The sequence below is a fragment of the Paenibacillus sp. FSL R7-0297 genome (assembly GCF_038009025.1).
Classification (GTDB): domain Bacteria; phylum Bacillota; class Bacilli; order Paenibacillales; family Paenibacillaceae; genus Paenibacillus_AQ.
The window spans coordinates 6801439-6826102 of the sequence record NZ_JBBPAQ010000001.1; the positions used below are offsets into that span (position 1 = coordinate 6801439).

Below are 24664 nucleotides of genomic sequence, written 5' to 3' on the forward strand. Positions count from 1 at the left end.
GCTGTTCAGGCTGTGGAGATTTTTTTGTGCACAATGAACTTTTAGAACCTCTGCGGACTCTTATCTATGAAAGAGGTGAGAACATGAATGTAAGCCGTCTGGTCAGACAGGCACAGCGGGGCAATAAAGAAGCATTACTAGAACTAATCCTGGCCGAACAGGACGCTTATTACCGGCTTGCCTACAGTTATATGGGAAATGAGCATGATGCAATGGATGTCATGGAAGACATGATTGTTACGCTTTACGAGAAGCTGGGGCAGTTGAACAATAGGGAGGCCTTCTACAGCTGGAGCAAAACGATACTCGTGAACCGCTGCAAGACCGTCCTCCGCAAGCAGGAGCGTTATCTTCCTCTGGACGACGAAGACGACCGGGAGCCTTCACTTGCCGCATGGACCGCAAATAACCCCTACCGCTATACGGAGTCTGAGCTGGACATGTCGGCGTTGCTTGCTCACCTGAATCCGCGGCAACGGGAAGCGATTGAACTCCGCTATGTTCATGATCTTCCCTATCAGACAATTGCCGAGATGACCGATTCACCGGTGGGTACAATCAAGTCAAGAATCTCGCAGGGCATACAGAAACTAAAAGCCATGATCGGAGGTGACCGTTATGAGAACGATCGAGGAGAGATTACAGGAGCATCAGCAGATCATGACCCCATCAGAACTTGAGGGCAGACTTCGAACAGCGCTTGAGCGCGTTCCTGTGAAGACAAGAACCCGGATTAGAGTGAAAACCTGGGTTGCCTCAGCAGTTGCAGCCTTTATTCTGACGGTTGGCATCTATCAATATCCTGCATTTGCATATTACGGCGGGAAGCTGTTTAGTAAAAGCGAGCTGGATACCATGGCCTTCGCTGAATTGGCGGACCACGGATACGGTCAAAGCGTCCATAAAAGCAAAACGTTAGATGACGGAACGGTTATTACCATTAACGGGGTGATTGCGGACGACAACGCCCTGACGATGTATTACAGCATTGATCCGGCTTCAGGTAGTATATATACCGGCGACTTCCCTGCCGGCAACTATTCTCTCCGTTACGGAGTAGATAAACTGGAAGGGTTCCTGACGGATTCAGATCCTCTGGGGGGGAGCGGCGGAGGCAGCAAAGACGGTACCCGTTACGAGGGAGTATTCAAATTCGAGCCGGCCAGCCCTTTCTCCAGAACATTGACCGTTACTTTCAGCGAGCGGCTGGAGAATGGGACAGTGGCACACTATCCTGTCTCCTTCAAATTTGAAGCGAACAAAGCCATGAAAAGCCTGCTTACAGCGGATATTTCCCAAGCTGTTCCGGTGGATCAGGGAACGGTCCACTATGACTCTATTACAGCTTCTCCAACTTCAACCCTTGTGAAGGGGCATTATGAACTGGAAGATGGGGAAACTCCGAGATTTTCGGCTGTAACCAAGCTCTATGTGAATGGGATTGAAGTGAATTACTGGTCCATGCGGTCGGCACGTTCCGGCAAAACAGGACTTACGGAATTTGAAATCGAATACGATGTACTCCCGACAGACAAGCTGCAAACTGTTGAACTGGTACTCGATAATTTCACCGGATATGAGCAAATAGAGCAGCCTGTCTCCCTGGCTGCGCCCTCTGACCGCTCCATCCTGCTTGGCGAGGAGAAGCTCTGGATTCGAAGCGTCACCCGGACTGGTTACGGCTATGATATCGTGATCGCCGGGAAGCAGTTCACCTTCCTTGACACGGAGACTTTAGCTGTCCAAGCCGGAGGAACCACAGTTCCCGTCACTTCTATATCCCAGTCCCGTCCATGGGACTTGAAGAACGGCAACATCCTGTGGGAGCGGACGTATTCGTTCAATACGGAGGAGGCGCCGCAGCTCCTGCTGCTGGACGGATTCCACTACATTAAGACTTATAACAAGTCCATAACGGTTCCTATAGATGGCAAGAAACACTAGAAATGCACTATGTCTTCGAAGTGCCGCGGCGCTAATTTCAATCCACAATTCGCGGCACAGAGCTTCACCTAGGCATAAATGTTGTACGTTTTACAACTTGGCCCCCTATATATCTGGCTGTTCGGGAGGAATGTTGTACGAAATACAAGAATTATCCGGCTAAACCGCCTGGGGGAGGAGAAATGTTGTATTTCCTACAACAATCTTGGATTAGGACCGATATCCTGAGGAAAATGTTGTATTTTGTGCAGGATATCGCATGAACTCAATAAAACCACTCGGAACTCCCACACAAACGGTGGGGTAATCAAGAATATCTTAAGATTAGCTTCTCTCACCGATAGTTGTATTCCGTACACTTAAAAGACGGCCAGCAAGCAAATTCGGCCACTTAATTGTATTCTGTACAACTAAAAGTAGCGAAAAGTGCTCCTTTGCGGCACAAAGGTCAATATAATTGCAGAGAATACAACTATAATACTTACCGCGCAATAACTGGTGACTTTAGTTGTACCAAATACAGTTATAACCCATCAGATAAAAGCAAGACGCAAAATATCCCGCTCCCCTATCAGGGTTGCGGGATGTTTGTGTCTATATAAGCTGAACTTAAGTTCACTCTATATAGCAGAACCTTTCTGCATCCGCAGGCCTGTCATCTGCCATTGCGGCTCCGGGTCACGGGAACCGGTCCGTTACTTCCCGCCGTCCTTCACCGGTACGCCGAAATCCGGCGTGCCGTCTTCATTCCAATGCAGGCGCTGGGCCCGGGTATGGCGGTTCGGATCGTAGAGCGGATCTCCGGTAATCTCCTTATAGTTGCGGGCATGGTAGATTAACACATCCTCACCGTTCTCATCGACCGTGAAGCTGTTGTGCCCCGGGCCGTATTGCCCGTTCTCCTCACTCGTCTTGAAGACCGGTTCAGGATGTTTGGTCCAGGAGGCGGCATCCAGCAGATCGCTGTCTTCATCGGCGGTGAGCAGTCCCATGCAGTAATTATAGTCGGTCGCGCTGGCCGAGAAGCTTATGAAGATCTTGCCGTTACGCTTCAGAACAGCTGCGCCTTCATTCACCCGGAAGCCAATAATCTCCCACGGATACTCCGGCGTGGCGATCATGGTCTGCGGACCTGTTAACGTCCAGCCGTTAGCCATGGCCGAGATATACAGGTTAGAATTCCCTTCGATAGCGGGGTTCTTTTGCGCCCATACATAGTATCGAACTCCCATGTGTTCGAATGAAGTGCCATCCAGAGCAAAGGATTCCCAGGCAGTCTTCATCTGGCCTTTCTCCACCCATTCCCCTTCCAACGGGTTCGCCGAAGCATTCTCCAGCACGAACATACGGTGGTCGAACAGCCCTTCCTTTGTTTCCGTGGTCCGGGCAGCCGCGAAATAAATGTACCATTTGTCATCAATATAGTGGATTTCGGGAGCCCAGATATTGGCGCTGAGCGGGCCGTTCTCCTCTTTGCGCCAGGCTACTACTGGCAGCGCCTCTCTAAGTCCTTCTATGGTTGCAGCTCTGCGCACTTCGATCCGGTCATATTCCGGCACGGAAGCCGTGAAATAGTAATAGCCGTCTGTATGCTTGTATATCCAGGGGTCAGCACGCTGCTCTACAATCGGATTACTGTATTCTCTATTTGTGCTCATCATGGTTTCTCCTTTGGTCTTGAGCTTTTTGTCTCAGGGTCAGGACAACAACCGACGCCGGCGGGAGCTGGCACTGCAGCACTCCATCCATACACCGGGCGCCTTCGAAGGGTACCGGAGCTACCGCCTCCGGCAGCTCGAAGGTGTTATGGGCATTCAGATCGCTGTGCGTCAGAATCTTCCCGCTTACAGAACCAGTGACACCGGGGAGCTCAATAGCAAGACTGGCATTATCCGCATGGCTCATATTGCAGAGGGAAATGTGGATGACCCCCGCCTCATCCCGGGAAGCCGATACGCTAAGCTGCGGAATCGAGTCTCCGCCGCAGGTATATTCCGGACTGGTGAAATCGACTGCAAGCAGCTCATTATCCTGATGAACTTTGTACATTTCAAATACATGATAGGTAGGGGTCAGCAGGATTTGCTCACCTTCCGTAAGGATCAGCGCCTGCAATACATTGACCATCTGTGCCAGATTGGCCATATGCACACGGCTGCTGTGATTCTGGAAGATGTTCAGATGTATTCCGGCCACGAGCGCATCTCTGAGCGTGTTCTGCTGATACAGGAATCCGGGATTGGTGCCCGGCTCGGTGAGGAACCAGGTCCCCCATTCATCTATAATCAATCCTACCCGCTTCCCGGGATCATATTGGTCCATAATCGCCGAATGCCGGGTAATAAGCTCATCCATATGGAGTGATTTCTTCATCGTTTCGAACCATTCATCCGTATCGAATCCAAGCGCATAACGCTTCTCTTCCCAGCTTCCCGGAATTGTATACGAATGCAGGCTGAGCCCGTCCATGAAATGTCCGGCTTCGCGCATCAGCACTTCCGTCCAGTTGTAATCATCCACATTGGCGCCTCCGGCAATTCTGTAGAGCTTGTTGTCACCGTAATTGCGCGCATAGGTCTGATAACGGCGGTACAGGTCGGCATAATATTCCGGCCGCATATTGCCCCCGCAGCCCCAATTCTCATTGCCGACTCCGAAATACTTCAGCTGCCAAGGTTGCCCCCGGCCATTCTCCTTGCGCCAGTTAGCCATCGGAGATTCACCGTCAGAGGTCATATACTCGACCCATTCCGACATTTCCTGAACGGTACCGCTGCCCACGTTGCCGCAGATATACGGCTCGCATTCCAGCAGCTCGCACAGGCGGAAGAATTCATGGGTGCCGAAGTGATTGTTCTCAACCACACCGCCCCAGTGAGTGTTAATCATCCGTTTACGGGTTTCAGGCAGGCCGATGCCGTCTTTCCAGTGATATTCGTCGGCGAAGCAGCCGCCCGGCCAGCGGAGAACGGGAATATCCAGTTGTTTCAATGCGGCAACCACATCATTGCGTATACCATCCGTGTTCGGAATCGGCGAATCCTTACCTACCCATAGACCTTCATAGATACATCTGCCGAGATGCTCGGCGAAATGCCCGTACAGATGGCGGCTGATCCTGATTGCCCCTTGACCTGTGCTTACCTTCACATTAGTCATCGTTCTCTTCTCCATCCTTTCCTGCTCCATGTATACATTCTTCTCAGGAGCTCTGCTTACCCCAGCTGCAAATCCCGTTGTCATTCATGCCGGTGAATACCAAAGCCGGCTTCTGCTGTTCCCAGTCCCAGGCAGGCAGCAGCTGCACCTTCTCCACGTGTCCTTCACCCTCTGCAAGGCGGCTCCAGACCAGCGTCAGTGTCTGCTCCCCATCATGGGTCCAGTGTCCCTGTCCGTGCTCACCCGACAGTTCTCCACTCCAGAACAGCTTCAGCGGAACGGACTGCACCTGGCCGTCTACCCCCGGATCATGAACGATCCGTTCCCACTCTCCCGGGATCAGCGCTGCAGGAATATTCTGCTGCGTCTCGCCGGCATAACGTTCAGGTGAAACCACCGGCCAGCCCTCTGCGGTCCAGAGAATTCTGCGGATATGCAGGTACGGCCACAGCTTGTCACTTCCGCCCCGTGCATGATGCACCATGTAATAGCTGCCGTTATCGTTCAGAACCGAGTTATGCCCCGGCGCGATCCAACCCGGATCTTCTCCGAACCGGTAACCGCCCATCACCTTGACTCCGACCTCATGCTGCGGCATATGTGTAATATCGGCTACATCGCAGCCGTGCGCATCCAGATATGGGCCTGTAATAGAATTCGAACGGGCTACGCGGACGTTGTAATCCTCAAACAGCGAATCATACGACAGGAACAGATAATACTGCTTGAATTGATCATTGTAGATAATATAAGGGCCTTCTACTGCCCCGTCCTCCGTAGCCTTGTCACGGACGGCAAGCAGCTTGCCGAAGCCATCCTCCAGCGGTTTGCCCGAATCAGGGTCCAGCTCCGTAATATGAATCCCGCCAAAAAAGGATCCGTAAACTATCCACATCCGCCCATCCGCACACTCAAGTACATTGGCATCAATGGCGTTGACCGGGTCCTCGCCGCGGGTCTTAATGACAACACCTTCGTCTTCCCAGGGCCCTTCGATATGCGCTGCAGTTTGCAGGCCGATCAGCGATTGCCTGCTGCCGAACGAGGAGGCCGAATAGTACATCCGGTATCTGCCGTTCACCTTTACCACATCCGGCGCCCATAGATTCACGGAGTTCGCCCAGTCCAAGGCTACCTGAGGGATACCTGGAAGCGCGTACTGTACCCACTGCCAATGGATCAGGTCCTCTGATTTACGGACCATGACTCCAGGCACCAGTTCCCCGCCGACTCTTACATCAGTAGAGAACACATAGTAACCTTCCCCGGTCTTAATGATCCCCGGATCATGCGCGTTATGTACACTCCACTGTGACTCCTGATCAAGAATAGAGGTGTCGTACATTTTGAACTCTCCCGGGGAGGAGGGGAACTTCAGTCCAGTTCCTGTGCCGCTTAAAGGATCTAACATTTCCATTACCCCTTTACTCCGGAGATGGCTACAGATTCAATAATCTGCTTCTGGAACACGAGGAAGATAATCAGCATCGGCAGCAGGGCAATAATCGAAGCTGCCATAATCAGCGGATAGTCCGTCTGGATTGCATAGGTCGCATTGAAGTTGGCGATAACCAGCTGGAGTGTTTGCTTCTCCGGTGAATTCAGGTAGATGATCGGAGACAGGTAGTCATTCCAGATGCCCATGAACCACAGGATCAGCTGTGCAGCTACCGCCGGTTTGATCAGCGGGAAGGTGATCGAGCTGTACAGGCGGAAATACGAGCTTCCGTCGATTTTGGCCGCTTCAATGATTGCGTTAGGCACACTGCTCAAATATTGCCGCAGGAAGAAGATCATCACGATATTGCCGAACAGACCCGGAACGATCAGCGGCAGCAGGGTGTCAATCCAGCCCAGCTTGGAGAACATGAAGAATTGCGGAATCATAACTGCCGGATACGGAATCATCAGTGAAGACAGCATTAACAGGAAAATCTTGTTTTTACCGGGAAAGCGCAATTTGGAAAAGGAGAACGCCGCGAGACTGGAAGTGAACGTGCCGACAATGGTCACAGTCACTGCAATGATCAAGCTGTTCTTGATCCCGCTGAGCAGCGGGCCAGCATCCCAGATTTCACTGTATTTATCGAAATGGAACGGACTGGGAATCCACACTGGAGGCAGGGCGAACACATCCTGCTTATCCTTGAATGAGGTGGACAGCATCCAGAGCAGCGGGCCGATCATGAACACCGCGCCGATTAATAGTAGAACGAATATGATGGTATTGGTAACTCTTCTTCTGCTCGTCATATTTAGGGTCTCCTCTCTCTCAGATCAATCGACATCGAACGATTGTTTCTCGTTCATTCGGAATTGGATAAGAGTCACGACAAATATGAACACGCCGAGTACTACCGCCATTGCGGAGGCATAACCCATCTGGAAGCTGCCGAAGGCCTTCTGCCAAATGTAGAACACCACGGAAGCCGAAGCATATTCCGGACCGCCTGTCGGGGTCATAATGTTCATCTCGGTAAAAATTTGCGATCCTCCGATAATATTGGTAACGATAATGAAGAAGGTTACCGGACGCACCATCGGCCAGGTAATATGCCGGAACGACTGGAAGCCGTTCGCTCCGTCCAGCTCAGCCGCTTCATAATAGGATCTGGAGACACTCTGCAGCGCTGCCAAATAGAGCAGCATTGTATAGCCGAGTCCCTTCCACACCGCCATTATGATAAGCGCAGGCTTGACGGTGAATTTATTGGCCATCCAGTTCGGGCCGCTAATGCCGAACAGGTCCAGGAACTGGTTCACGAGTCCATAGTCACCGTTGTAAGCCCAGTTCCACATAATGGACACTGCCGCCAGTGAAGAGATGACCGGAACATAATAGATTACCCGAAATGCTGTAGTGCCGGGCACGCCCCGGTTAAGGCCCAGCGCCAGCAGCAATGCGAGCGTAATCCCGATTGGAATGCCAAGCATCATGAAGAGTGTATTGAATACGGCCTTATGGAACAGCTCATCTGTCAAAAGATCGGTGAAATTACTCAGGCCGATTACGTTCATCTGTCCAAGTCCATCCCAATCCGTAAATGAGCCATAGATCGAATAAATCATCGGATACAGCGTAAAGATGAGTAGTCCCAGCAGCGGAGGAAGAATAAACAGAAATCCGTAGATTTTCTCCTTCCGGTAGAGGCCTGACTTAGCGCTCATTACAATCACCTCAAATTCAGATAGTTCAGAACAAAGTGATGCTGGTCCGCTGTTACAGGAGACCCCGCATCACTTTTATTCTGGTTTAGAACTATGGTGTACAGCTTATTTCTTGGATTTAGCTTCCTGCTCCACTGCTTTATCAAGCAGCTTCTGCATCTTAGGCTGCTCTGATTTCACATACTCTTCCGGTGTAACCTTGCCGTCAAGAACCGGCTGGATATCGGTGTAGAACAGGTTATACCACTCAGCATTGTAAGTATAATGACCTGGGAGCACTCTTCCGTACTCGTTAACCACCTGCAGGAACTCTTCTTTGTTGGCTGGTTTTGTTGTTGTATCTGCAGCCCACTCGGTAGCCATATCAATCAGGTTCGGAATTTGTACTTTAGCCTTAACAAGCGCTTCCATACCTTCCTTGGATGCCGTCAGATAGTTGATCAGCTCTACAGCTTCATCCGGATGTTTGGTCTTGGCGGAAGCACCGATACCAAGTGATCCGGTCCATGTAGCGGATTTGCCTGTGGAGCCTGCAGGATAAGGAATCAGATCATAATCGAAAGGCAGTGTTTCATAGGTACTCATATCCCAAGGGCCTACAGGGAAGAAGGCCATTTCGCCTTTCATCCAGCGCTGGTAGGTATCCAGTGTCTGTGCTTGTTCTGTGGACGGCGTAATACCGTATTTAAGCTGCATGTCGGTGAAGAACTGCAGAGCTTCGATAAATTTCGGATCATCAATCGTTACTTTTGTTTTGGTAGCATCGATCCAGTCAGCCCCGTTGCTCCATACGAAGGATGGCAATGCCCATTGCACGTTGAAGCCTGCGCCGAATTGATCCAGCTTGCCGTCGCCGTCTTTATCGGTCGTCAGCTGCTGGGCCACTTTGATGAATTCATCCCAAGTGTAGGGTTTGTCTTTGTCCGGCAGAGGTATGCCTGCTGCTTCGAACATCGTTTTGTTGTAGCCGAGTGCGAATGGGCCAACATCTTTAGGCATTCCGTACAGATTGCCTTGTCCGGCCATAGTGCCGTCGTAGCGGTACAAATCCACACCATATTTCCAAATGTTGTTCAAATCGATATTAGGGTTATTCTCTACATAGCTGGTAAGGTCCAGCAGCACGCCGCTGTTCACATAAGCCTTCAGGTCCCCGGATTCAAAATAGAATACGTCCGGCACGCTGTTGCCTGTAATAGATGCTTTCAGCTTGGTAGCATATTGATCTGCCGCAGTAACGACAATTTTAACCTTGACGTTCGGATGGTCTGCTTCGAATTTCTTCACGACACCTTCATAGGCTTTTTGCTCATCGGTTCCTCCACGGAACATGAAGGTAAGGTTTTTGGTTTCTTTCGAATCATTCTTGCCGGCATTTGCAGTGGCTTCGCCTCCGCTATTGCTACCGGATGATGCATTGTTGTTCCCGCCGCAGCCTGTAAGTATAACTGATACCATCAGAACTAACGACAGCAGTGTAAACCAGCCCTTTTTCTTTAACACTGTAACCCCTCCTAGGATTTGCTGAACAATTATAATGCTATATAGAAGAACTAAAGTAACCGTATACAGGTTTGTTAGTTCAAGCTACCTCATCTTACGACTTACGTTTCATATATTATTAAAATAATTAAAAAACATTTGAATGTATTCGCTTACAGATATAAAATAACATATATAAAGATCACTGTAAACACATAAATATAAAACTATTCATATATATTTGAATCAAAAGTCTTTGAAGATATAGTTACTGAATATAACAGGCTTTTTTCGCAATTTATCGGCTTTATTCATTTATAAAAATATAAAATAAAAATCCTTTTCGTTTCATATTTAGCTTAAATTTAATTATAATGTACAAATAAAGGAAGAATGCTTTCCTTTTAGGCTCAATTAGTTTATAATTTTATAAAATAGTTTTTTTCTAATGACCTCACTGGAAGAAGGTACCCTAAATATGATTTATATCAAAGATCTGATGAGCGGGATTGATATTTTCAAGGCGCTCAGCTCCGAAATCCGCATCCAGATTCTCGAACTGCTGGCCACGAATCAGGCGCTGAACCTCAATGAAATTGCCAAGAAGCTTAATCTCAGCAATGGTGCAATTACGATGCATATCAAGAAGCTGGAGGAAAGCGGCCTAATCGAGATTAATACCTCAGTAGGCAAGCATGGGATCCAGAAGGTCTGCTATCTGAATAAAGATAAGCTGATGGTAGATCTGCGCAGCAAGGATGTTGACAATCTGTACGAGGTCGAAATTCAGGTAGGCCACTACAGCAATTATCAGGCTGTCCCTACCTGCGGACTGGCAACCAAAGACAGCATTATCGGCGACTTCGACGAGCCGCGTTACTTCGCCGATCCGCAGCGGATTGATTCCGAGATTATCTGGATGGCCGAAGGATTCCTGGAATACCGGATCCCTAATTATCTCAAAGCGAACCAGACCTTCCGGGAGATCCAGTTCTCCATGGAAATCGGCTCTGAAGCACCAGGCTTCAACGATAATTATCCTTCCGACCTGTATTTCTATGTAAACGGGATTGAGATCGGTTTCTGGACCAGTCCCGGAGACTTCGGTGATGCCCGCGGCACCTTCAATCCTGACTGGTGGCCTCCTCACCTCAATCAGTACGGAATGCTGAAGCTGATCCGGATCAATAATGAGGGAAGCTTCATTGACGGCTGCCGCATCTCGGATATTACCCTCGATGATATCAAGCTGGATTACAAAAGCGAGCTGACCTTCCGCATTGCCGTCACCGACAAGCCGGTGAACAAACGTGGCTTAACCATTTACGGCAAGCATTTCGGCAATTATAGCCAGGATTTGCTGGCTCGTGTGCTCTACAATGTTCATGAGGTTGAAGCTCCTTCCAGCCGTGTAACCACGGCGGGGGCCGTGGACTGACAGGTTCTGCAAGGCAGAAAGACCATTCTCCGCTCAAGAGGATGGTCTTTTTTATGATGTTTTAGCGTCCCCCGCATTCTCCGAATCCTCCGGCCCGCCGCTGCGCTAAACTCCCCGTATAATTGTCCCCTCCGTAACCCACACTAACGAATGTCTTTCAAACTACCGTGAGGGAGTGTTTCGAATGCGTGAAGGGTTGATACCCGCCGTTCTTGGAACCGTAGTAACTGCTTCCAGCGCAGCTTTTTTAGGCAGCAGATATAAAATGGCTGCAACAGGCATTCTTGGATTTGGTCTGGCGCATATTGTACTCGGCACCATCGATTTGTTCGAACACAGGTAAAAACATTGAAAGATGGCCGGTCCGTGCGGATGCACGGGCCGGTTCCTTTTATCAGAATCCAAATAGAAGAAACAACAAAAAGGCCCCCACCCTCCTACGGGTAAGGACCGCTGTATACATAAGGTTTATTTCACAGCTACATAAAACAGCCGCTGGGCGGAATCGTCAGCTTCGATCCACTCGAAGTCCGCATAGATCTTAACATCGCTGAAACCGGCCTTCAGCAGTTCCTGTTTCATCCAGTCCGGATCATAGGCGCGCTGGGTATGCGTCTCTTCAAAACGCCGGTACACATCCTGGCGGCCCTCTTCACGGGCGAAGATGGACAGGTGATGCTCAATCTCCCGGCGCGGTACGTCCAGCTCACAGGTCCAGATGTACGATACGTTCGGCTCATCCTGCACGAAGGGCTGTTCTTCCTCGTAGCGCGTCAGCGTATTCGGATGATGTACATCGAACAGGAAGGTTCCGCCCGGCTTAAGTCCGGCATAGGTACAGACAAATACGTCCCTTACATCCTGTTCTTCCAGTACGTAATTGAGGCAATCGCAGAAGGAAATAACCGAATCTACAGGCTCCGGCATCTCCCATTCCTTCATATTCTGTCTAACCCAGCGTACACTGCCTTCCCGTAAAAAACGCCGTCCCTGCGGCTGCTGCTCCAGCTTACGCTGTGCCACCGCCAGCATGTCCGAAGAGAGATCAATCCCCGTCATATGATAACCTGCCGCGGCCAGCGGAATGGTCAGGCTGCCGGTACCGCAGCCGAGTTCGGCTACCGTAGACGGCTTGCCGTATTTGCTCCATGCCGTCTCCGCAAAGGTCAGCCAATCCGGATATGGCATATCCGCCATCAGCTCATCGTATACATAAGCAAATTTCCCATAGGAGGACACTGGCGTACACCGCTTTCTATAAACTATTGGTTGTCAGAAAACTATTGGTTGTCAGATTCAGGCTCCGAATCTGCCTCTTCCTTGCCGGCCAGATAGGTCCAGTTCTCTTTCTGGGTAACCAGGCCTTCCTTCATCAGCTTGCCCAGCGCACGCTTGAAGGCTGACTTGCTGATGCCGAAGCGCTGCTTGATAATATCCGGAGGCGTTGCATCCGAATACGGCATGCCGCCGCCCGGACGGGTAGCCAGGAAGTCCAGCAGTGCCGCTGAATCCACATCACGGCCTACTTCCTTGCGGTGGCCCATACTGAGGTTGACGCGGCCATCCTCACGGATATGGGCAACCCGTGCTTCAATCATTTCTCCCAGACGCAGCAGCCGGCTGCGCTCAGAGGAATGAACCATCCCGATGATGCCGAAGCCGAGGACACCTGCATCTACAAGGACAAAGGTACCCATCTGAAGCGGCTTATACACCCGCGCCGTTACAGTCTGTCCCTGCCATGATTCAGGTGCGGGCAGCGCCAGCGGCGCAAGCTCCTGCTCTCCGGCCAGCTTGGCACGAAGACGCCCCTGCTTGTCATGCTCCATAATGGCGAACACTTTATCGCCGATCTGCGGACGCAGCTCCACCAGCTCCGGAAGCTCGCCAATGGGCAGGAGCAGCTGGCGTCCAAGCCCCATCTCCAGGAAGCAGCCCAGACGCGGATGAATATCGGCCACTTCAAGCAGCGCCATTTCGCCCAGCGTCAGGTAAGGCTTCTTCATTGTAGCTGCAGGACGGTCCTCGGTATCGAAGAAGATGAACACTTCAACCTTGTCACCGATCTTCGGCTTGCTGCCGACCAGCTCGGTGTAGTGAAGCATGATATCCTGGTCACCGGCGCTCAGGAAGTATCCGTAAGGGGATACCTCCCGCATCACTTCAAGCATAACCGTAGTTCCAGCTATCAGACTCATACCGTTTCCACAACCTTGGCATCCGACCACAGACGCTCGATGTTGTAATATTCGCGTTCATCGCGGTGGAAGACATGGACGATAACATCCCCAAGATCCATCAGTACCCAGCGGGCTGCGTCCATCCCTTCGATGCCTTTGATCATTCCTCCGGCTTCATGAACTACCTTGCGAACCTCAGTAGCAATCGCTTGCACCTGGGTATCCGAATTACCGTGGCAGATAATGAAATAATCACTGATCGGCGACACGCTGCGCAGATCCAGTGCCACCACGTTCATTGCTTTTTTGTCCTGAACGGCATTCAGCGCCAGCTCCAGAAGTTTGTTTGATTGTACACTCATATTTTATCCTCCAGTATTCTTACTAAATCGTTGCGCGCCAGCACCGTAAGCGGGAACACGATCCGGCGCTTCTCCAGCAGCAGGCTGATCGTGGAATCCAGTCCTGCGATCAGCCCTTCCTCCAGGCTGACCTTGGCCAGCCTGCGTATCTCATCCACACCGGAGAAGTCCCGCCCAGGCTCAATATAATCAGCCAGGCAGACGATTTTGTCCAGCAGGCTCATGTTCTCCCGACCTGAAGTATGGTAGCGGATGGCATTCAGTACCTCAGTATCCGTAATTCCATAATCATGCTCAGCGGCAAAAGCGCCCACCTCGGCATGCCATAGCTGCTTGTCGTATTTCAAAAGCTCGGTGGATAACCCGTTCTGTTCAATGATCTCCCGCATCCGCTCTACAGGCCAATACTTGGCGACATCATGCAGAATTGCCGCTGTCTCGGCACGTTCAGGATCAGCGCCATAACGCTGCGCCAGCTTCACAGAGGATTCCATCACGCCGAGTGTATGCTTCCAGCGTTTGTCCGGCATCTGGTCAGAAACCGCTTCAATCAGCGCTTCGCGGCTGTACCCCATACAATCCACTCCTTTGAACATATTCAAAGACTGCGTCCGGCACCATATAGCGGATGGATTTCCCTTCGGCAGCCCGGGCTCTGAGCATTGTAGAGGAGAGGTCCACCAGCGGCATATCCGCCAGCACTACCCGCTCCGCAATGAAACCGGGCAGCAGACCAAGATCAAGCGGAGTCCCCGGCCGGCCGACACCGATGAAGGTCAGTCTCTGTACCAGTTCCTCTATCCCCTGCCACTTGGGCAAATACTGAACCATATCCGCTCCGACAATGAAAAAGAATTCATGCTGCGGATATTCCTCCTGCAGGCTGATCACCGTTTCCAGGGTATAGGACACTCCGCCTCTGACCACTTCCCAGTCGAGGATGCCAAATGAGGGATGGTCCTTAACCGCTTCCTGGACCATAGACAGCCTGTCCTCGCCCGTTGCTCCGGCCTCATGCTTATGGGGCGGAATATGCGAAGGCATAAACCAGACCTCATGCAGACCGTAGCTCTCCCGCGCGGTTTCCGCGGCCATCATATGGCCGATATGCAGAGGATCGAAGGTTCCTCCCATTATTCCTACTTTCAAGAGGTCAACCTCCTCCTATTATCCGATGAACTTCATCCGGCTGCAACCCTCGCACAAGTGTGCGGGCTGCGCCGCCAAACCTTTAGCGGGGCAGCTCAATCGTTTTGTTATCACGTGATTCCTTGTACAGAACGATCGTTTTGCCGATCACCTGAACAAGCTCCGAACCGGACTGCTCGGCAAGCGCGGCACCAATTTCCTTAGGATCTTCGGCATTGTTATTCAGCACACTGATCTTCATCAGCTCGCGTTTCTCAATAGCTTCTTCAATGTGACGGATCAGATGATCATTGACGCCGCCTTTGCCGACCTGGAATACAGCATCCAGATGATGGGCCAAAGAGCGGAGATAGCGTTTTTGTTTACCAGTTAACATAAATGAACAAACTCCTTAATTAACATATATTATTACCTTACTTGGACGAAATCATTTCCCCGGCACTCCCGCCGAGGCAATCCACAATAGTCTGCCGCATGATATCTACGGGTGCTGGGAGTCCTGTCCAGTACTCCAGCGCATAGGCACCCTGGTAGACGAACATTCCCAGCCCTCCGTGAATGATGCAGCCCCGCTGCTGGCTCTCCGTAAGCAGCCGGGTTTGCAGCGGATTGTATATCAGATCGCTTACAATCATTCCTTCATGAAGCCAAGCCGGATCTATCGGCATCTCCTCCATGTGGGGGAACATGCCTACTGAGGTCGTATTGATCACAATATCCATGTTGCCGATGACGGAAGGAATGGCTTCAATACCCGTTCCGGCTACGCTCCCTCTATTCCGGAAGCCGTCTGCCAGCTGATGGGCACGCTCCTCGTTACGGTTGGCGATTAAGATAGAAGCGGGATGCTCCTGCAGCAGGGCTGAGACAATGCCCCTGGCCGCCCCGCCGGCTCCAATCACCAGAATACGGGTGCCTGCGAGTTCGGGCGCAACCTCCGCCTTGAGCGAACGGACATATCCGATTCCATCCGTATTGAAGCCGGTCAGCACACCTTTGTCATTAACAATCGTGTTGACCGCACCGACATCCACCGCGCTGGCATCCAGCTTATCCAGATAGTCCATCACCGCAACCTTGTGCGGAATGGTTACATTCACCCCGCGGAAGCCGAGGGTCCTGACCGCCTGCACGGCATCCCCCAGCTTGTCCGGAGTGATATGCAGCGGCACATAAGCGCCGGAGAGTCCAAGCGCCTTCAGCGCCGCACCGTGCATCAGCGGAGATTTGGACTGGGCGATCGGGTCGCCCATTACGCCCAGCAGAAGCTCCGGGTGTCCATCCTTACCATTCAGGCCTGTCTCAGCCATAGTATCGCCCTCCTGCAAGTTCTGTCAGCATCTGCTTCATTGATTTCGCTTCGCAAAGCTCACTCCGGAAGCATCGGCTTATGTTAGATCAGCGAAGGACGGGTAAGCACCTTAACGCCACGCGGCACATGTATAGCTACAACTGCACCTGCCGTACCATTCACCTTGATCCAGCCCAGGCCGGAGATGAACAGGTCAGTCTCGCTATTCCTGGCGATGCGGAACTCATGACGCTGCCACTGCGGCAGCTTATCCATATCCGCCGTTCCCGGAGGCGACAAAAGCTCGCCGCGGTGGTCCTGATACAGCGAATCGGCGCGCTCCAGCTTCGTGCGGTGAATCTTCAGCGTACTGCTGATATAGCAGGTGAAGGATTGGCGTTCGCCCTGAACGAAGTCGAAACGTCCCAGTCCGCCGAAGAACAGTGATTGGCCCTCATTCAGCTGGTATACTGCAGGCTTGAGCGGATTCTCCGGCATTACAGCACCCAGATCCTTACGTTCAACCAGTTCACTGTACCGCCAAGGATAGACAATCCCCGGAGTATCAATAATGTAATGGCCGTCATCCAGCGGAATCTTGACCATATCCAGCGTCGTGCCCGGATAACGAGAGGTAGTCAGCTCCTCTTCCAGGTCGCTGTAATCGGAGATCAGCCGGTTGATCAGCGTAGATTTGCCTACATTGGTCGCACCGACAACATAGACATCACGCTGTCCGCGCAGCTCGGTTACTGCCTCCAGCAGGCGGTCGAAGCCCTGGTTACGTTTCGCGCTGACAAGCACAATCTCAGCCGTGCGCAGTCCCTCTTCCTTGCAGCGCTGCTGCATCCAATTGCGCATTCTGTTCCAATTGGTCACCTTAGGGAGCAAGTCGCTTTTGTTGACCGCCAGAATAACCTGATTATTGCCGACAAACCGCTGCAGCCCGGAGATCAGACTGCCTTCGAAATCGAAAATATCCACAATGTGGATGACCAGTGCGTTCTTCTCGCCCACTCCGCTGAGCAGCTTCAGGAATTCGTCCTGGTTCACCGATACGGAAGAAGCCTCGTTGTAATTCTTAATCCGGAAACAGCGCTGGCAAATTACGGGTTCCCGTTCAAAAGCGGTCTCCGGTATATACCCGGGAAGCTCCTTGTTTACAGTCTGGAGCTTGATACCGCAGCCGCTGCATTTCTCAGGCCGTTTCTTGTCGTTGTTCACTGCATTCATTAAGATTTATCCTCCTCTTGCCACAATCCTTGCTTGCGCAGACGTGTCAGAGCAATCTGCTCCACCCTGCGGTTGATTCTTGTACCCACGCCTTCATCCTTGACGGAGATCGGCAGCACGAGCACCGTGTACAGGCCGAGCCGGTTGCCGCCGTATACATCTGTAAGCATCTGGTCGCCGACCACTACCGTCTGCTCCGGCTTCAGATCCATCAGCTTCATCGCCTTCAGAAAAGGGGCATTGCTCGGCTTACGGGCCTGATGTACAAATTCAATATTTAGCGGTGTTGCAAAGCGCGACACCCGGTCCATATTGTTATTTGAAACAATGATCAGCTTGAAGCCAAGCTCCTTCACCTTCGTGAACCAGAGCAGCAGCTCAGGCGTAGCCAGAGGCGCCTTGGCGCCGACCAGCGTATTATCCAGATCCGTAATAATCCCGCGGTATCCTTGACGGTACAGCTCTTCCAGATCAATATCAAATACCGTATTTACACGGAGTTTGGGAACTAACCTTTCAAACAATACTTTCACCTCATTTTCATACGTAAAACTTGTATCCAGCGCTATATCCAACTGTCAAAATCCACCTGTTAGCGGTACTTTATGATACTGGAGCATTACTTGCCGGATTTCATGCTTTTTCGCAGCCGCAAAGCTTCAGTATACACGCTGTGCCAGTCTTTGTCTTCAATAACCTCAGGGCTGTAATTCGCCCGCTCGAACATGCCCAGGAGTGTGGACAGATTTGCCGCTGCCGCAGGCCGTTCTAGGCTCCAGCGTTCCACAGATTCGCGCAAGGTTTCATGCTCTTTCTTCAGCATACCCTTACTTCGGACATACCTTACCCAGCGCTGCGTTTCTGCTACAACTTTTTGTACCGGAGTCAGCTGATGGCCGATGCGCAGACGCGTGATCAGGAACCGCAGACTCATGCGCCGCTGCCAGAGCAGGAATCCGGTCCAGAGCAGAAGAATAACCGCCGCTCCTGTTACTACCCAGACACCCGGATGGAACCCTTCACTTCCGGGGGCCGTATTTGCCGCCTCCTGTTCAGGCTCCGCTTGCTCTTCTTCCTGCACTTCTGGTTCTGATACGTTGTCTTCCTCCGTCTGGGTCAGCACCGGTACATTGAAGCCGGGCGTGGCCTCCACCGGAACCCAACCGTAGTCACCGAAATAAATCTCTGCCCAGGAGTGGGCATCTGCGTTTGTAATCGTATAGTTATTATTCACTAGACCGCCTTGCTGAAGCGCCAGATTATCCGGGATTTCTGCCTGTTCGCCGGGCGCATAGCCCTTGACCCAGCGGGCCGGGATATCCAGGGAACGCGTCATTGTGACGAGTGCAGTGGAGTAATAATCGCAGTAGCCTTCCATAATCTCAAACAGGAAGCTCTCGACCATATCTTTGCTTCTTGCGCGTGAGACATCCGGCTGATTCGTGTAGGGGAAGGTTTGCTGGAGATATTGCTGCAGCAGCATGACCTTCTCGTACGGCGTCTGTGCTCCGGCAGTAATCTCCTCCGCGAGCGTACGGACCCGCTCTGGGAAGTTACCCGGCAGCTGGAGATACGGGTCAAGAACAAGATTTCCGTACAGCTGTTCATAAGTCTGTGTACTCAGCTCCTGAAACGGTACCACTGGTACCTCCGAGGTCACCACATAGGTCTGGGGGTAAGAGCGTGCACTGCCCGCTGCATTCCACAGCAGCTCGCTGTCTCCCCCCCGCCATGACAGCCCGTTGCTCTCCGCCACGCCATCCACAGCATTCACTTTTACAATCGAGTAGCCGCCGAAGAGCACAGGATAGTTGTTGCCGCCCAGCAGCTGAACCGTCTGCGTCAGTGTCCGGGTCTCTGTCTTAGGGGCCGCAACAGGCTCCAGCATTTCTCCTACCTGGACTGTCCTGAAGGTTCCCCGGCTGAATGTATCATCGTCACTCCAGCCTTTTCCGGAATACGTACTCCGGATCTCTCCGCGCATATAGGTCCGCAAATCGGAGGTGACGGTCATTACGGGAGAATAATCAAAGTTAAAGCCTCCGCCAAGATTATCATCATTCAGACTGTAGCCGGAGGTGGTTGCGCCATTTGTCCCTTCACCGGTTGAGCTTTCACCGCCGCCTGAAGAGGTGCCTGAAGAAGGTGTATTTCCGCTCCACTCCTGCCAGACCGTATAGGGGTCGGTTAACGTAGGACGTACATCCGGCATATTCACTCCGGCAATAATGACAAGTGAGAAGATAATCGCTATATTAAGGGCGACTTTGAAAGGATATTTGAGCAGATAGGCCCAGCCCCGCGGATAATACAATTGGAAGCTTCTTAGATGCCTGGTGACCAGCCAGCCCATTCCGGCAAACACGGTCCAGGCTACTTCCTGCCATAATACAGATGTTGTAAAAGAGTCCAGCACGGCGAACGCCGTAATATTCATCCCGATGAACATTAGAATCCGCACCTTGCCATTCACCCACCAGGATGACAGCAGCATCAGCACCCAAGCACCCAGCGCAAACCAGATATACGGATTCATATGTGTGATGATATCCGGCAGCCGTTCTCGAAATGTAGGCAGCCAGGGATTCGGAACATATTCCCCGTAATGCAGAAGAATACGATACACGAGGTACCCTATCGCCACACCTTCAAGCATGAGGCGGTAAATCCATTTAACAGGTATAATAATTTCAATTAAGGCTACTGTTACAAGAGTCAGCAATACAACGGCTGTTGTCTCCTCCAGCCAGAAAGGCACAGTGTAGGAGACCCACTGCAAAGCGATGATCACGAGCCATAGCAGTGTCAATGCGTGATGCCATGAGGATTTGACTGCGTTCTTCCAATGCTTCATCGTACAGGATCACCTCCAAGTACCGCAGGGAGCTCATGAAGTGTGCTGATATTATGACCGGTAACCCCATGCGACTGAAGAATATTCAGCCACTCTCCGGCCCGGTATTTCCCTGAAGGATGAAGAACATGAATGTGGGACGGGGTCATCCCCCTGCTGTCAGCCCAGCGCAAGGTATCCAGTACCACCCTGCCGCTCTGCGGGCTGATCAGGACGAAGTACGCCCCCTTGGGGAACATCCGCTGGGCACTCTCCAGTCTGGTAATCAGCGGACCACGGCCTTCCGCATTGATATCGATCAAATATTGAATCATCTTCTGCCGCTCTGCATTGCCTTCCGCCGGACTGAACACCTTCGTATGTCTATCGAGGCAGCACAGGCCGATGCCGATTCTCTCCCGGATGCCAAAGCCGAGCAGTGAAGCCGTGATGGATACCGCCAGCTCAAACTGAGCGGAGTTGTAGTAACCGCTTGAGCTGCCGTCCAGCACCAGAATCGTCCTGGGCACAGATTCATGCTCGAATTCCTTGGACTTCCAATCCCCGGTCTTCGCCGTTGCATTCCAGTGAATCCGTGTCAGCCGGTCTCCGTAGACATAATCACGGACTCCGTTGATCTGCGTCGTCTCGCGCCGCGACTGAAGCAGTGAGACCTGCGGCCCTGACAGGCGTGCTTTGCGTTCATACAGCTGCCATCGCGGCACCATGACCACCCGGGGCATCACCCTGAATTGTCCTTCCGCCTTAAATGTGCCTTTGTGCTCCATCAGGCCGAAGATGTCTTCGCTGAGAATATCCGTGTTCTCAAAAGCATAGCAGCCCCGCTCCAGCTGCGGCGTCTGGAACAACAGCTCCCCCCGACCTCCCATGTTAGGAATGAGGCTCTCCTCAAACACCCATGACTCTCCATTATGACGCTTCAGGATTTCCCGCACCACCACGTAGGGTAAGGGCAGAAATCCCGGAATCGTGACCTCCAGCTTCACCCGCAGATAACCTCCGGCATAGAGCAGATCAGGCTTATCCTGTTCGGAGTAGAAGCTGCGGGTACCCTTGGCCCTCCGGACGCCGCCCAGTCCCCCAATGATTAGATACAGGATCAGGACCGATACCATAATGAACAGCATGAACGAGGTTTTGCCGCCCTGAAACAGCACGTAGAGCAGAGTGATGACCCAAATCGCAAGCACGCCCATGAATTTCCTTGGCTGAATAACGGCGGCCGCTCCCGCTAAGATGCTCCTCATCTTATTGCCTCATCGTTACAGGCACATGAATGCTCTGCAGCAGCTTCTGCAGCAGGGAATCCACGCTTACATTATCAAGGCGTGATTCCGGTCGCAGCAGAATGCGGTGTCCCAGGGCAAACGGAGTAAGGGTCTTCACATCATCAGGCAGAACATAATCGCGGCCCTGCAGGAAAGCATAAGCTTTGCATGCCATCATGAACGAAAGCGATGCCCGGGGGCTGGCCCCCAGAAGGATAAGCGGGTGTACCCGCGTCTGCCGGACTACATCGAGCAAATAGTTCAGGACCGGATCGCTGATATAAATATCGCGGATCTCCTCCTGGATGGCGGCAATGGTATCCATCCCGGTGACCGGAGTCAGCTTGTCTACCGGTTGGCCCTGCTGGTGAGTAATCAGCAGATTCTTCTCGGTCGCGGCATCGGGATAACCCAGGCTGATCCGCAGCATGAAGCGGTCCAGCTGGGCCTCAGGAAGGGTATAGGTGCCTTCAAAGTCTATCGGATTCTGCGTTGCGCAGAGCATGAACGGATGCGGCAGAGGATAGGTCTCCCCGTCGACCGTCACATTGCGCTCCTCCATGACCTCAAGCAGTGCGGACTGGGTCTTGGTGGTCGCCCGGTTAATCTCATCGGCAAGCAGAATATTGGTCATGACCGGCCCCGGGCGGAAGTGAAACATTTCATCGCGCGGATGATAGACAGATACACCCGTAATATCACTCGGAAGAATATCGGGATTGCACTGAATCCGGCGGTATTCACCAGACATGGAACGGGATAGCGCCCGGATCAGCTGCGTTTTGCCAGTCCCCGGAACATCCTCAATCAGGACATGTCCGCCAGCAAGGAGTGCCGTGAGCAGCAGTTCAATTTCGAAGCTTTTACCGAGTATACAGGATTCTAGATTAGTGCGGACAGCGTTCATAATTTGCGTAGATTCTTGACGTACGGGCATATATGGTAAACCTCCTATGTCAGAATAAGCAGTAATATATACATTTTACATGATTCGAGTAGTGAAAGTACATGTTAGGGGCCGTGAAATTATAGAGCGGCTTACGAGATTTGTCCAAAAGAAACACTTACCGGCCGCAGCAAAACACAGCATCTTCCGTCATAGCCCGGAGGAGCGCCTTCAGGGAAGCCACTGGAAAAAGTGAGCATCACAGATACCTTTCATTAAGTTGTGGTTGTCCGCTATTACCGAGTTCGAAGAAACGCTGACTCTATAGCGGAATTACCAGCGGGGCTGGGGTGTTTGGGCTTCTGGTATGTTCGGGCTGGGCGTTCAGGAGCTGGTACGTTCGATAGATTCGATAGCGTTGGGGTGTTCGGGAGGCTGATTAGATAATGTTGTACTTTTTGCAGGATTTCTCGCGTCCTGAGGGGGGAAATCCGGTATTGTTGTAATTTGTGCAAGATTTCTTGAGTTCTCCTCATAATGCTCTGCTAACCGGCAGGCCGAGATTACTAATACCTCACATTTCCTCACTTAGCCTACCCCAAGCACCTTTCAAAGGCTTCTACTTTCCGGAAATTCACAGCCACTCCCTCCCTCCCCTTATTTCCGCCCACCGCAATCGCCTATAGCAAATTAATAGCTACCTTTAAAATCAATGGCATTGCTTTGGGTTACAGTGTAATCCCAAAGTCAAAAGACCGCCAAAGGCGGCCCTCCTAATTTAGCTTTATTTCACTTAGTTTTTCTTTTCCCACTTAATCCTTCTACATACGTTACTCCACTTATTTATTCTATAGCCTTCTCTTCACCCTAGCCCTTCGGCCGGACAACAAGCGCTGCCAGGAATGAGAAAACAATCGCGGAGGAAATCCCTGCACTTGTAACATCGAAGATCCCTGTCACCACCCCGACCCAGCCATCCCTCTCCAGCTCCGTCAATGCGCCGTGCACCAGGGAATTACCGAAGCTGGTAATCGGAACGCTTGCTCCGGCTCCGGCGAATTTCACCAGCGGGTCATAGATCCCGAAGGCATCGGCAATCGCACCAAGTACGACCAGCGTACTCATAGTGTGGGCGGGAGTCATCGCTAGCACATCGAACATCAGCTGCCCAAGGACACAAATGGCTCCTCCGATCAGAAAAGCCCATAAATAAATCATACTTCTTCACCTCCGCTCTCCAGGGCTACCGCATGGGCTACGCACGGAATACTCTCCCCTTGCTGATAAGACAGCGGTGAGAGCAGCGCTCCGGTTGCCACAATAAGCACCCGTTTCAGTTCACCTTTTTTCAGACGGCTCAGAATATGTCCATAGGTCACTACCGCCGAACAGCCGCAGCCGCTTCCCCCCGCAATAACATATTTCTGCTTGTCCAGGTCATAGATCATAAGCCCGCAATCATTGAAGACTGTCTGCTCCATGGGAATCCCCTCTTTGGCCAAAAGCTCCTTGGCAATCGGCAGACCTACAGATGCCAGGTCTCCCGTTACAATCAGATCATAATGCCCCGGTGACAGCCCGGTGTCCCGGAAATGCGCGGTAATCGTATCAGCGGCAGCTGGTGCCATTGCGGTTCCCATATTGAACGGATCCTTCAGTCCAAGATCCATAATACGCCCAAGAGTTGCTGATACGACATAAGGACCTTTAACGGTACCGTCATTCACGCCGACCACTGCACAGCCTGAGCCCGTAACTGTGTATTGGGCCGTTGGCGGCTTCTGGGAGCCATATTCTGTAGGATAGCGGAATTGTTTCTCCACCGTACAGTTATGGCTTGATGTGCCTGCCAGTGCGTACTTGCCGCCGCCGGAGTCGACGATCATGGAGGCGATAGCCAGACTCTCCATGGAAGTCGAGCAGGCGCCGAAGACGCCAAGATAAGGCACGCCGAGCTTCCGCGCGGCGAAGGAGCTGCTGATGATCTGGTTCATCAGATCACCGCCGACAAAAAACTCCAGCTTCTCCTGCTCCAGATTCGCGTTCATGAGCGCGAGCTTGGAAGCTTTTTCAAACAATGCACGCTCTGCCTTCTCCCATGTCTTCTCGCCCATTTCCAGCGAATCGTAGATAAAATCAAAGCTTGAAGCAAGCGGGCCCTCTCCCTCTTCCGGGCCTACCACTGCGGAGGAGCCGAGAATGACCGGACGGTTCGTGAATTCCCAAGTTTGACTGCCGAGCTGCTTCATC

The 24664-nt window shown here is 51.9% G+C and carries 24 protein-coding genes; 4 read left to right on the forward strand and 20 right to left on the reverse strand.

Annotation, left to right across the window (positions count from 1 at the left end):
• The first annotated feature begins 83 nt into the window (after positions 1-83).
• Positions 84-680 (forward strand): RNA polymerase sigma factor, encoded by a 597-nt coding sequence (locus MKZ24_RS29495; RefSeq protein ID WP_340789356.1) that lies wholly within the window; start codon positions 84-86, stop codon positions 678-680.
• A complete protein-coding gene (locus tag MKZ24_RS29500) occupies positions 619-1944 on the forward strand; it encodes a DUF4179 domain-containing protein (RefSeq protein WP_340789358.1) in 1326 nt (441 codons plus the stop codon). The genes MKZ24_RS29495 and MKZ24_RS29500 overlap by 62 nt, the downstream gene beginning before the upstream one ends.
• Before the next feature lie 695 nt (positions 1945-2639).
• Here the strand turns inward: MKZ24_RS29500 and MKZ24_RS29505 are convergent.
• The 6 genes from MKZ24_RS29505 to MKZ24_RS29530 form a co-directional block, all read right to left on the reverse strand.
• On the reverse strand, positions 2640-3602 hold the full coding sequence (locus MKZ24_RS29505) for a glycoside hydrolase family 43 protein (RefSeq protein WP_042233873.1): 963 nt from the start codon (positions 3600-3602) through the stop codon (positions 2640-2642).
• Entirely contained in the window at positions 3589-5103 is a 1515-nt protein-coding gene (locus MKZ24_RS29510; RefSeq protein ID WP_445323729.1) for an alpha-N-arabinofuranosidase, read from the reverse strand. Before MKZ24_RS29510 ends, MKZ24_RS29505 begins: the two co-directional genes overlap by 14 nt.
• A gap of 43 nt (positions 5104-5146) precedes the next feature.
• Positions 5147-6514 (reverse strand): arabinan endo-1,5-alpha-L-arabinosidase, encoded by a 1368-nt coding sequence (locus MKZ24_RS29515; RefSeq protein ID WP_445323691.1) that lies wholly within the window; start codon positions 6512-6514, stop codon positions 5147-5149.
• A gap of 5 nt (positions 6515-6519) precedes the next feature.
• A complete protein-coding gene (locus tag MKZ24_RS29520; RefSeq protein ID WP_340789361.1) occupies positions 6520-7356 on the reverse strand; it encodes a carbohydrate ABC transporter permease in 837 nt (278 codons plus the stop codon).
• A gap of 24 nt (positions 7357-7380) precedes the next feature.
• Positions 7381-8271 (reverse strand): carbohydrate ABC transporter permease, encoded by an 891-nt coding sequence (locus MKZ24_RS29525; RefSeq protein ID WP_042233868.1) that lies wholly within the window; start codon positions 8269-8271, stop codon positions 7381-7383.
• 105 nt (positions 8272-8376) lie between these two features.
• Positions 8377-9774: an ABC transporter substrate-binding protein gene (locus MKZ24_RS29530; RefSeq protein ID WP_042233865.1), complete on the reverse strand. Its 1398-nt coding sequence runs from the start codon at positions 9772-9774 to the stop codon at positions 8377-8379.
• Positions 9775-10231: 457 nt separating this feature from the next.
• On the opposite strand from MKZ24_RS29530, the gene MKZ24_RS29535 reads away from it, so the two are divergent.
• Both MKZ24_RS29535 and MKZ24_RS29540 read left to right on the forward strand, forming a co-directional pair.
• Entirely contained in the window at positions 10232-11191 is a 960-nt protein-coding gene (locus tag MKZ24_RS29535) for an ArsR/SmtB family transcription factor (protein ID WP_042233862.1), read from the forward strand.
• Between the two features lie 184 nt (positions 11192-11375).
• Positions 11376-11534, forward strand: coding sequence for a hypothetical protein (locus tag MKZ24_RS29540; protein WP_019912516.1), 159 nt, complete (start codon positions 11376-11378; stop codon positions 11532-11534).
• Between the two features lie 125 nt (positions 11535-11659).
• On the opposite strand, the gene MKZ24_RS29545 is transcribed toward MKZ24_RS29540, so the two are convergent.
• The 14 genes from MKZ24_RS29545 to spoVAD all read right to left on the reverse strand — a co-directional run bounded on the left by MKZ24_RS29545 (position 11660) and on the right by spoVAD (position 24663).
• Entirely contained in the window at positions 11660-12430 is a 771-nt protein-coding gene (locus MKZ24_RS29545; protein ID WP_042233860.1) for a class I SAM-dependent DNA methyltransferase, read from the reverse strand.
• Positions 12431-12471: 41 nt separating this feature from the next.
• Entirely contained in the window at positions 12472-13389 is a 918-nt protein-coding gene (locus MKZ24_RS29550; protein WP_042233858.1) for a CvfB family protein, read from the reverse strand.
• Entirely contained in the window at positions 13386-13733 is a 348-nt protein-coding gene (rsfS, locus tag MKZ24_RS29555; RefSeq protein ID WP_039308297.1) for a ribosome silencing factor, read from the reverse strand. Before rsfS ends, MKZ24_RS29550 begins: the two co-directional genes overlap by 4 nt.
• Positions 13730-14308 carry a bis(5'-nucleosyl)-tetraphosphatase (symmetrical) YqeK gene (gene yqeK, locus MKZ24_RS29560; protein WP_340789366.1) on the reverse strand — a complete coding sequence of 193 codons (579 nt, stop codon included), beginning with the start codon at positions 14306-14308 and terminating at the stop codon, positions 13730-13732. The genes rsfS and yqeK overlap by 4 nt, the downstream gene beginning before the upstream one ends.
• Positions 14280-14882 carry a nicotinate-nucleotide adenylyltransferase gene (locus MKZ24_RS29565; RefSeq protein WP_042233854.1) on the reverse strand — a complete coding sequence of 201 codons (603 nt, stop codon included), beginning with the start codon at positions 14880-14882 and terminating at the stop codon, positions 14280-14282. The genes yqeK and MKZ24_RS29565 overlap by 29 nt, the downstream gene beginning before the upstream one ends.
• Positions 14883-14964: 82 nt before the next feature.
• A complete protein-coding gene (yhbY, locus tag MKZ24_RS29570; protein WP_042233852.1) occupies positions 14965-15258 on the reverse strand; it encodes a ribosome assembly RNA-binding protein YhbY in 294 nt (97 codons plus the stop codon).
• A gap of 37 nt (positions 15259-15295) precedes the next feature.
• Positions 15296-16192 (reverse strand): shikimate dehydrogenase, encoded by an 897-nt coding sequence (aroE, locus tag MKZ24_RS29575; RefSeq protein ID WP_042233849.1) that lies wholly within the window; start codon positions 16190-16192, stop codon positions 15296-15298.
• Positions 16193-16275: 83 nt separating this feature from the next.
• Entirely contained in the window at positions 16276-17406 is a 1131-nt protein-coding gene (gene yqeH, locus MKZ24_RS29580) for a ribosome biogenesis GTPase YqeH (protein WP_340789373.1), read from the reverse strand.
• Positions 17406-17930, reverse strand: a complete 525-nt coding sequence (locus tag MKZ24_RS29585; protein ID WP_039308324.1) for a YqeG family HAD IIIA-type phosphatase — start codon at positions 17928-17930, stop codon at positions 17406-17408. Before MKZ24_RS29585 ends, yqeH begins: the two co-directional genes overlap by 1 nt.
• Positions 17931-18025: 95 nt before the next feature.
• On the reverse strand, positions 18026-20260 hold the full coding sequence (locus MKZ24_RS29590) for a transglutaminase-like domain-containing protein (RefSeq protein WP_340789377.1): 2235 nt from the start codon (positions 20258-20260) through the stop codon (positions 18026-18028).
• The gene (locus tag MKZ24_RS29595) at positions 20257-21507 is read right to left on the reverse strand and encodes a DUF58 domain-containing protein (RefSeq protein ID WP_042233844.1); all 1251 of its coding nucleotides are present in this window, start codon (positions 21505-21507) and stop codon (positions 20257-20259) included. Before MKZ24_RS29595 ends, MKZ24_RS29590 begins: the two co-directional genes overlap by 4 nt.
• 1 nt (position 21508) lies before the next feature.
• The gene (locus MKZ24_RS29600; RefSeq protein ID WP_042233842.1) at positions 21509-22465 is read right to left on the reverse strand and encodes an AAA family ATPase; all 957 of its coding nucleotides are present in this window, start codon (positions 22463-22465) and stop codon (positions 21509-21511) included.
• A gap of 816 nt (positions 22466-23281) precedes the next feature.
• The gene (spoVAE, locus tag MKZ24_RS29605) at positions 23282-23632 is read right to left on the reverse strand and encodes a stage V sporulation protein AE (RefSeq protein WP_042233840.1); all 351 of its coding nucleotides are present in this window, start codon (positions 23630-23632) and stop codon (positions 23282-23284) included.
• Positions 23629-24663: a stage V sporulation protein AD gene (gene spoVAD / locus MKZ24_RS29610; protein ID WP_042233837.1), complete on the reverse strand. Its 1035-nt coding sequence runs from the start codon at positions 24661-24663 to the stop codon at positions 23629-23631. The genes spoVAE and spoVAD overlap by 4 nt, the downstream gene beginning before the upstream one ends.
• Between the last annotated feature and the right edge of the window lies 1 nt (position 24664).

Coding starts and splice junctions, on each gene's coding strand:
- MKZ24_RS29550 (WP_042233858.1), bottom strand. CDS start 13,389: ATGAGTCTGATAGCTGGAACTACGGTTATGCTTGAAGTGATGCGGGAG.
- MKZ24_RS29590 (WP_340789377.1), bottom strand. CDS start 20,260: ATGAAGCATTGGAAGAACGCAGTCAAATCCTCATGGCATCACGCATTG.
- rsfS (WP_039308297.1), bottom strand. CDS start 13,733: ATGAGTGTACAATCAAACAAACTTCTGGAGCTGGCGCTGAATGCCGTT.
- MKZ24_RS29595 (WP_042233844.1), bottom strand. CDS start 21,507: ATGAGGAGCATCTTAGCGGGAGCGGCCGCCGTTATTCAGCCAAGGAAA.
- MKZ24_RS29520 (WP_340789361.1), bottom strand. CDS start 7,356: ATGACGAGCAGAAGAAGAGTTACCAATACCATCATATTCGTTCTACTA.
- aroE (WP_042233849.1), bottom strand. CDS start 16,192: ATGGCTGAGACAGGCCTGAATGGTAAGGATGGACACCCGGAGCTTCTG.
- MKZ24_RS29515 (WP_445323691.1), bottom strand. CDS start 6,514: ATGTTAGATCCTTTAAGCGGCACAGGAACTGGACTGAAGTTCCCCTCC.
- spoVAE (WP_042233840.1), bottom strand. CDS start 23,632: ATGATTTATTTATGGGCTTTTCTGATCGGAGGAGCCATTTGTGTCCTT.
- yqeH (WP_340789373.1), bottom strand. CDS start 17,406: ATGAATGCAGTGAACAACGACAAGAAACGGCCTGAGAAATGCAGCGGC.
- MKZ24_RS29525 (WP_042233868.1), bottom strand. CDS start 8,271: ATGAGCGCTAAGTCAGGCCTCTACCGGAAGGAGAAAATCTACGGATTT.
- spoVAD (WP_042233837.1), bottom strand. CDS start 24,663: ATGAAGCAGCTCGGCAGTCAAACTTGGGAATTCACGAACCGTCCGGTC.
- MKZ24_RS29495 (WP_340789356.1), top strand. CDS start 84: ATGAATGTAAGCCGTCTGGTCAGACAGGCACAGCGGGGCAATAAAGAA.
- MKZ24_RS29600 (WP_042233842.1), bottom strand. CDS start 22,465: ATGCCCGTACGTCAAGAATCTACGCAAATTATGAACGCTGTCCGCACT.
- yqeK (WP_340789366.1), bottom strand. CDS start 14,308: ATGGGGTACAGCCGCGAAGCGCTGATTGAAGCGGTTTCTGACCAGATG.
- MKZ24_RS29535 (WP_042233862.1), top strand. CDS start 10,232: ATGATTTATATCAAAGATCTGATGAGCGGGATTGATATTTTCAAGGCG.
- MKZ24_RS29505 (WP_042233873.1), bottom strand. CDS start 3,602: ATGAGCACAAATAGAGAATACAGTAATCCGATTGTAGAGCAGCGTGCT.
- yhbY (WP_042233852.1), bottom strand. CDS start 15,258: ATGTTAACTGGTAAACAAAAACGCTATCTCCGCTCTTTGGCCCATCAT.
- MKZ24_RS29500 (WP_340789358.1), top strand. CDS start 619: ATGAGAACGATCGAGGAGAGATTACAGGAGCATCAGCAGATCATGACC.
- MKZ24_RS29540 (WP_019912516.1), top strand. CDS start 11,376: ATGCGTGAAGGGTTGATACCCGCCGTTCTTGGAACCGTAGTAACTGCT.
- MKZ24_RS29510 (WP_445323729.1), bottom strand. CDS start 5,103: ATGACTAATGTGAAGGTAAGCACAGGTCAAGGGGCAATCAGGATCAGC.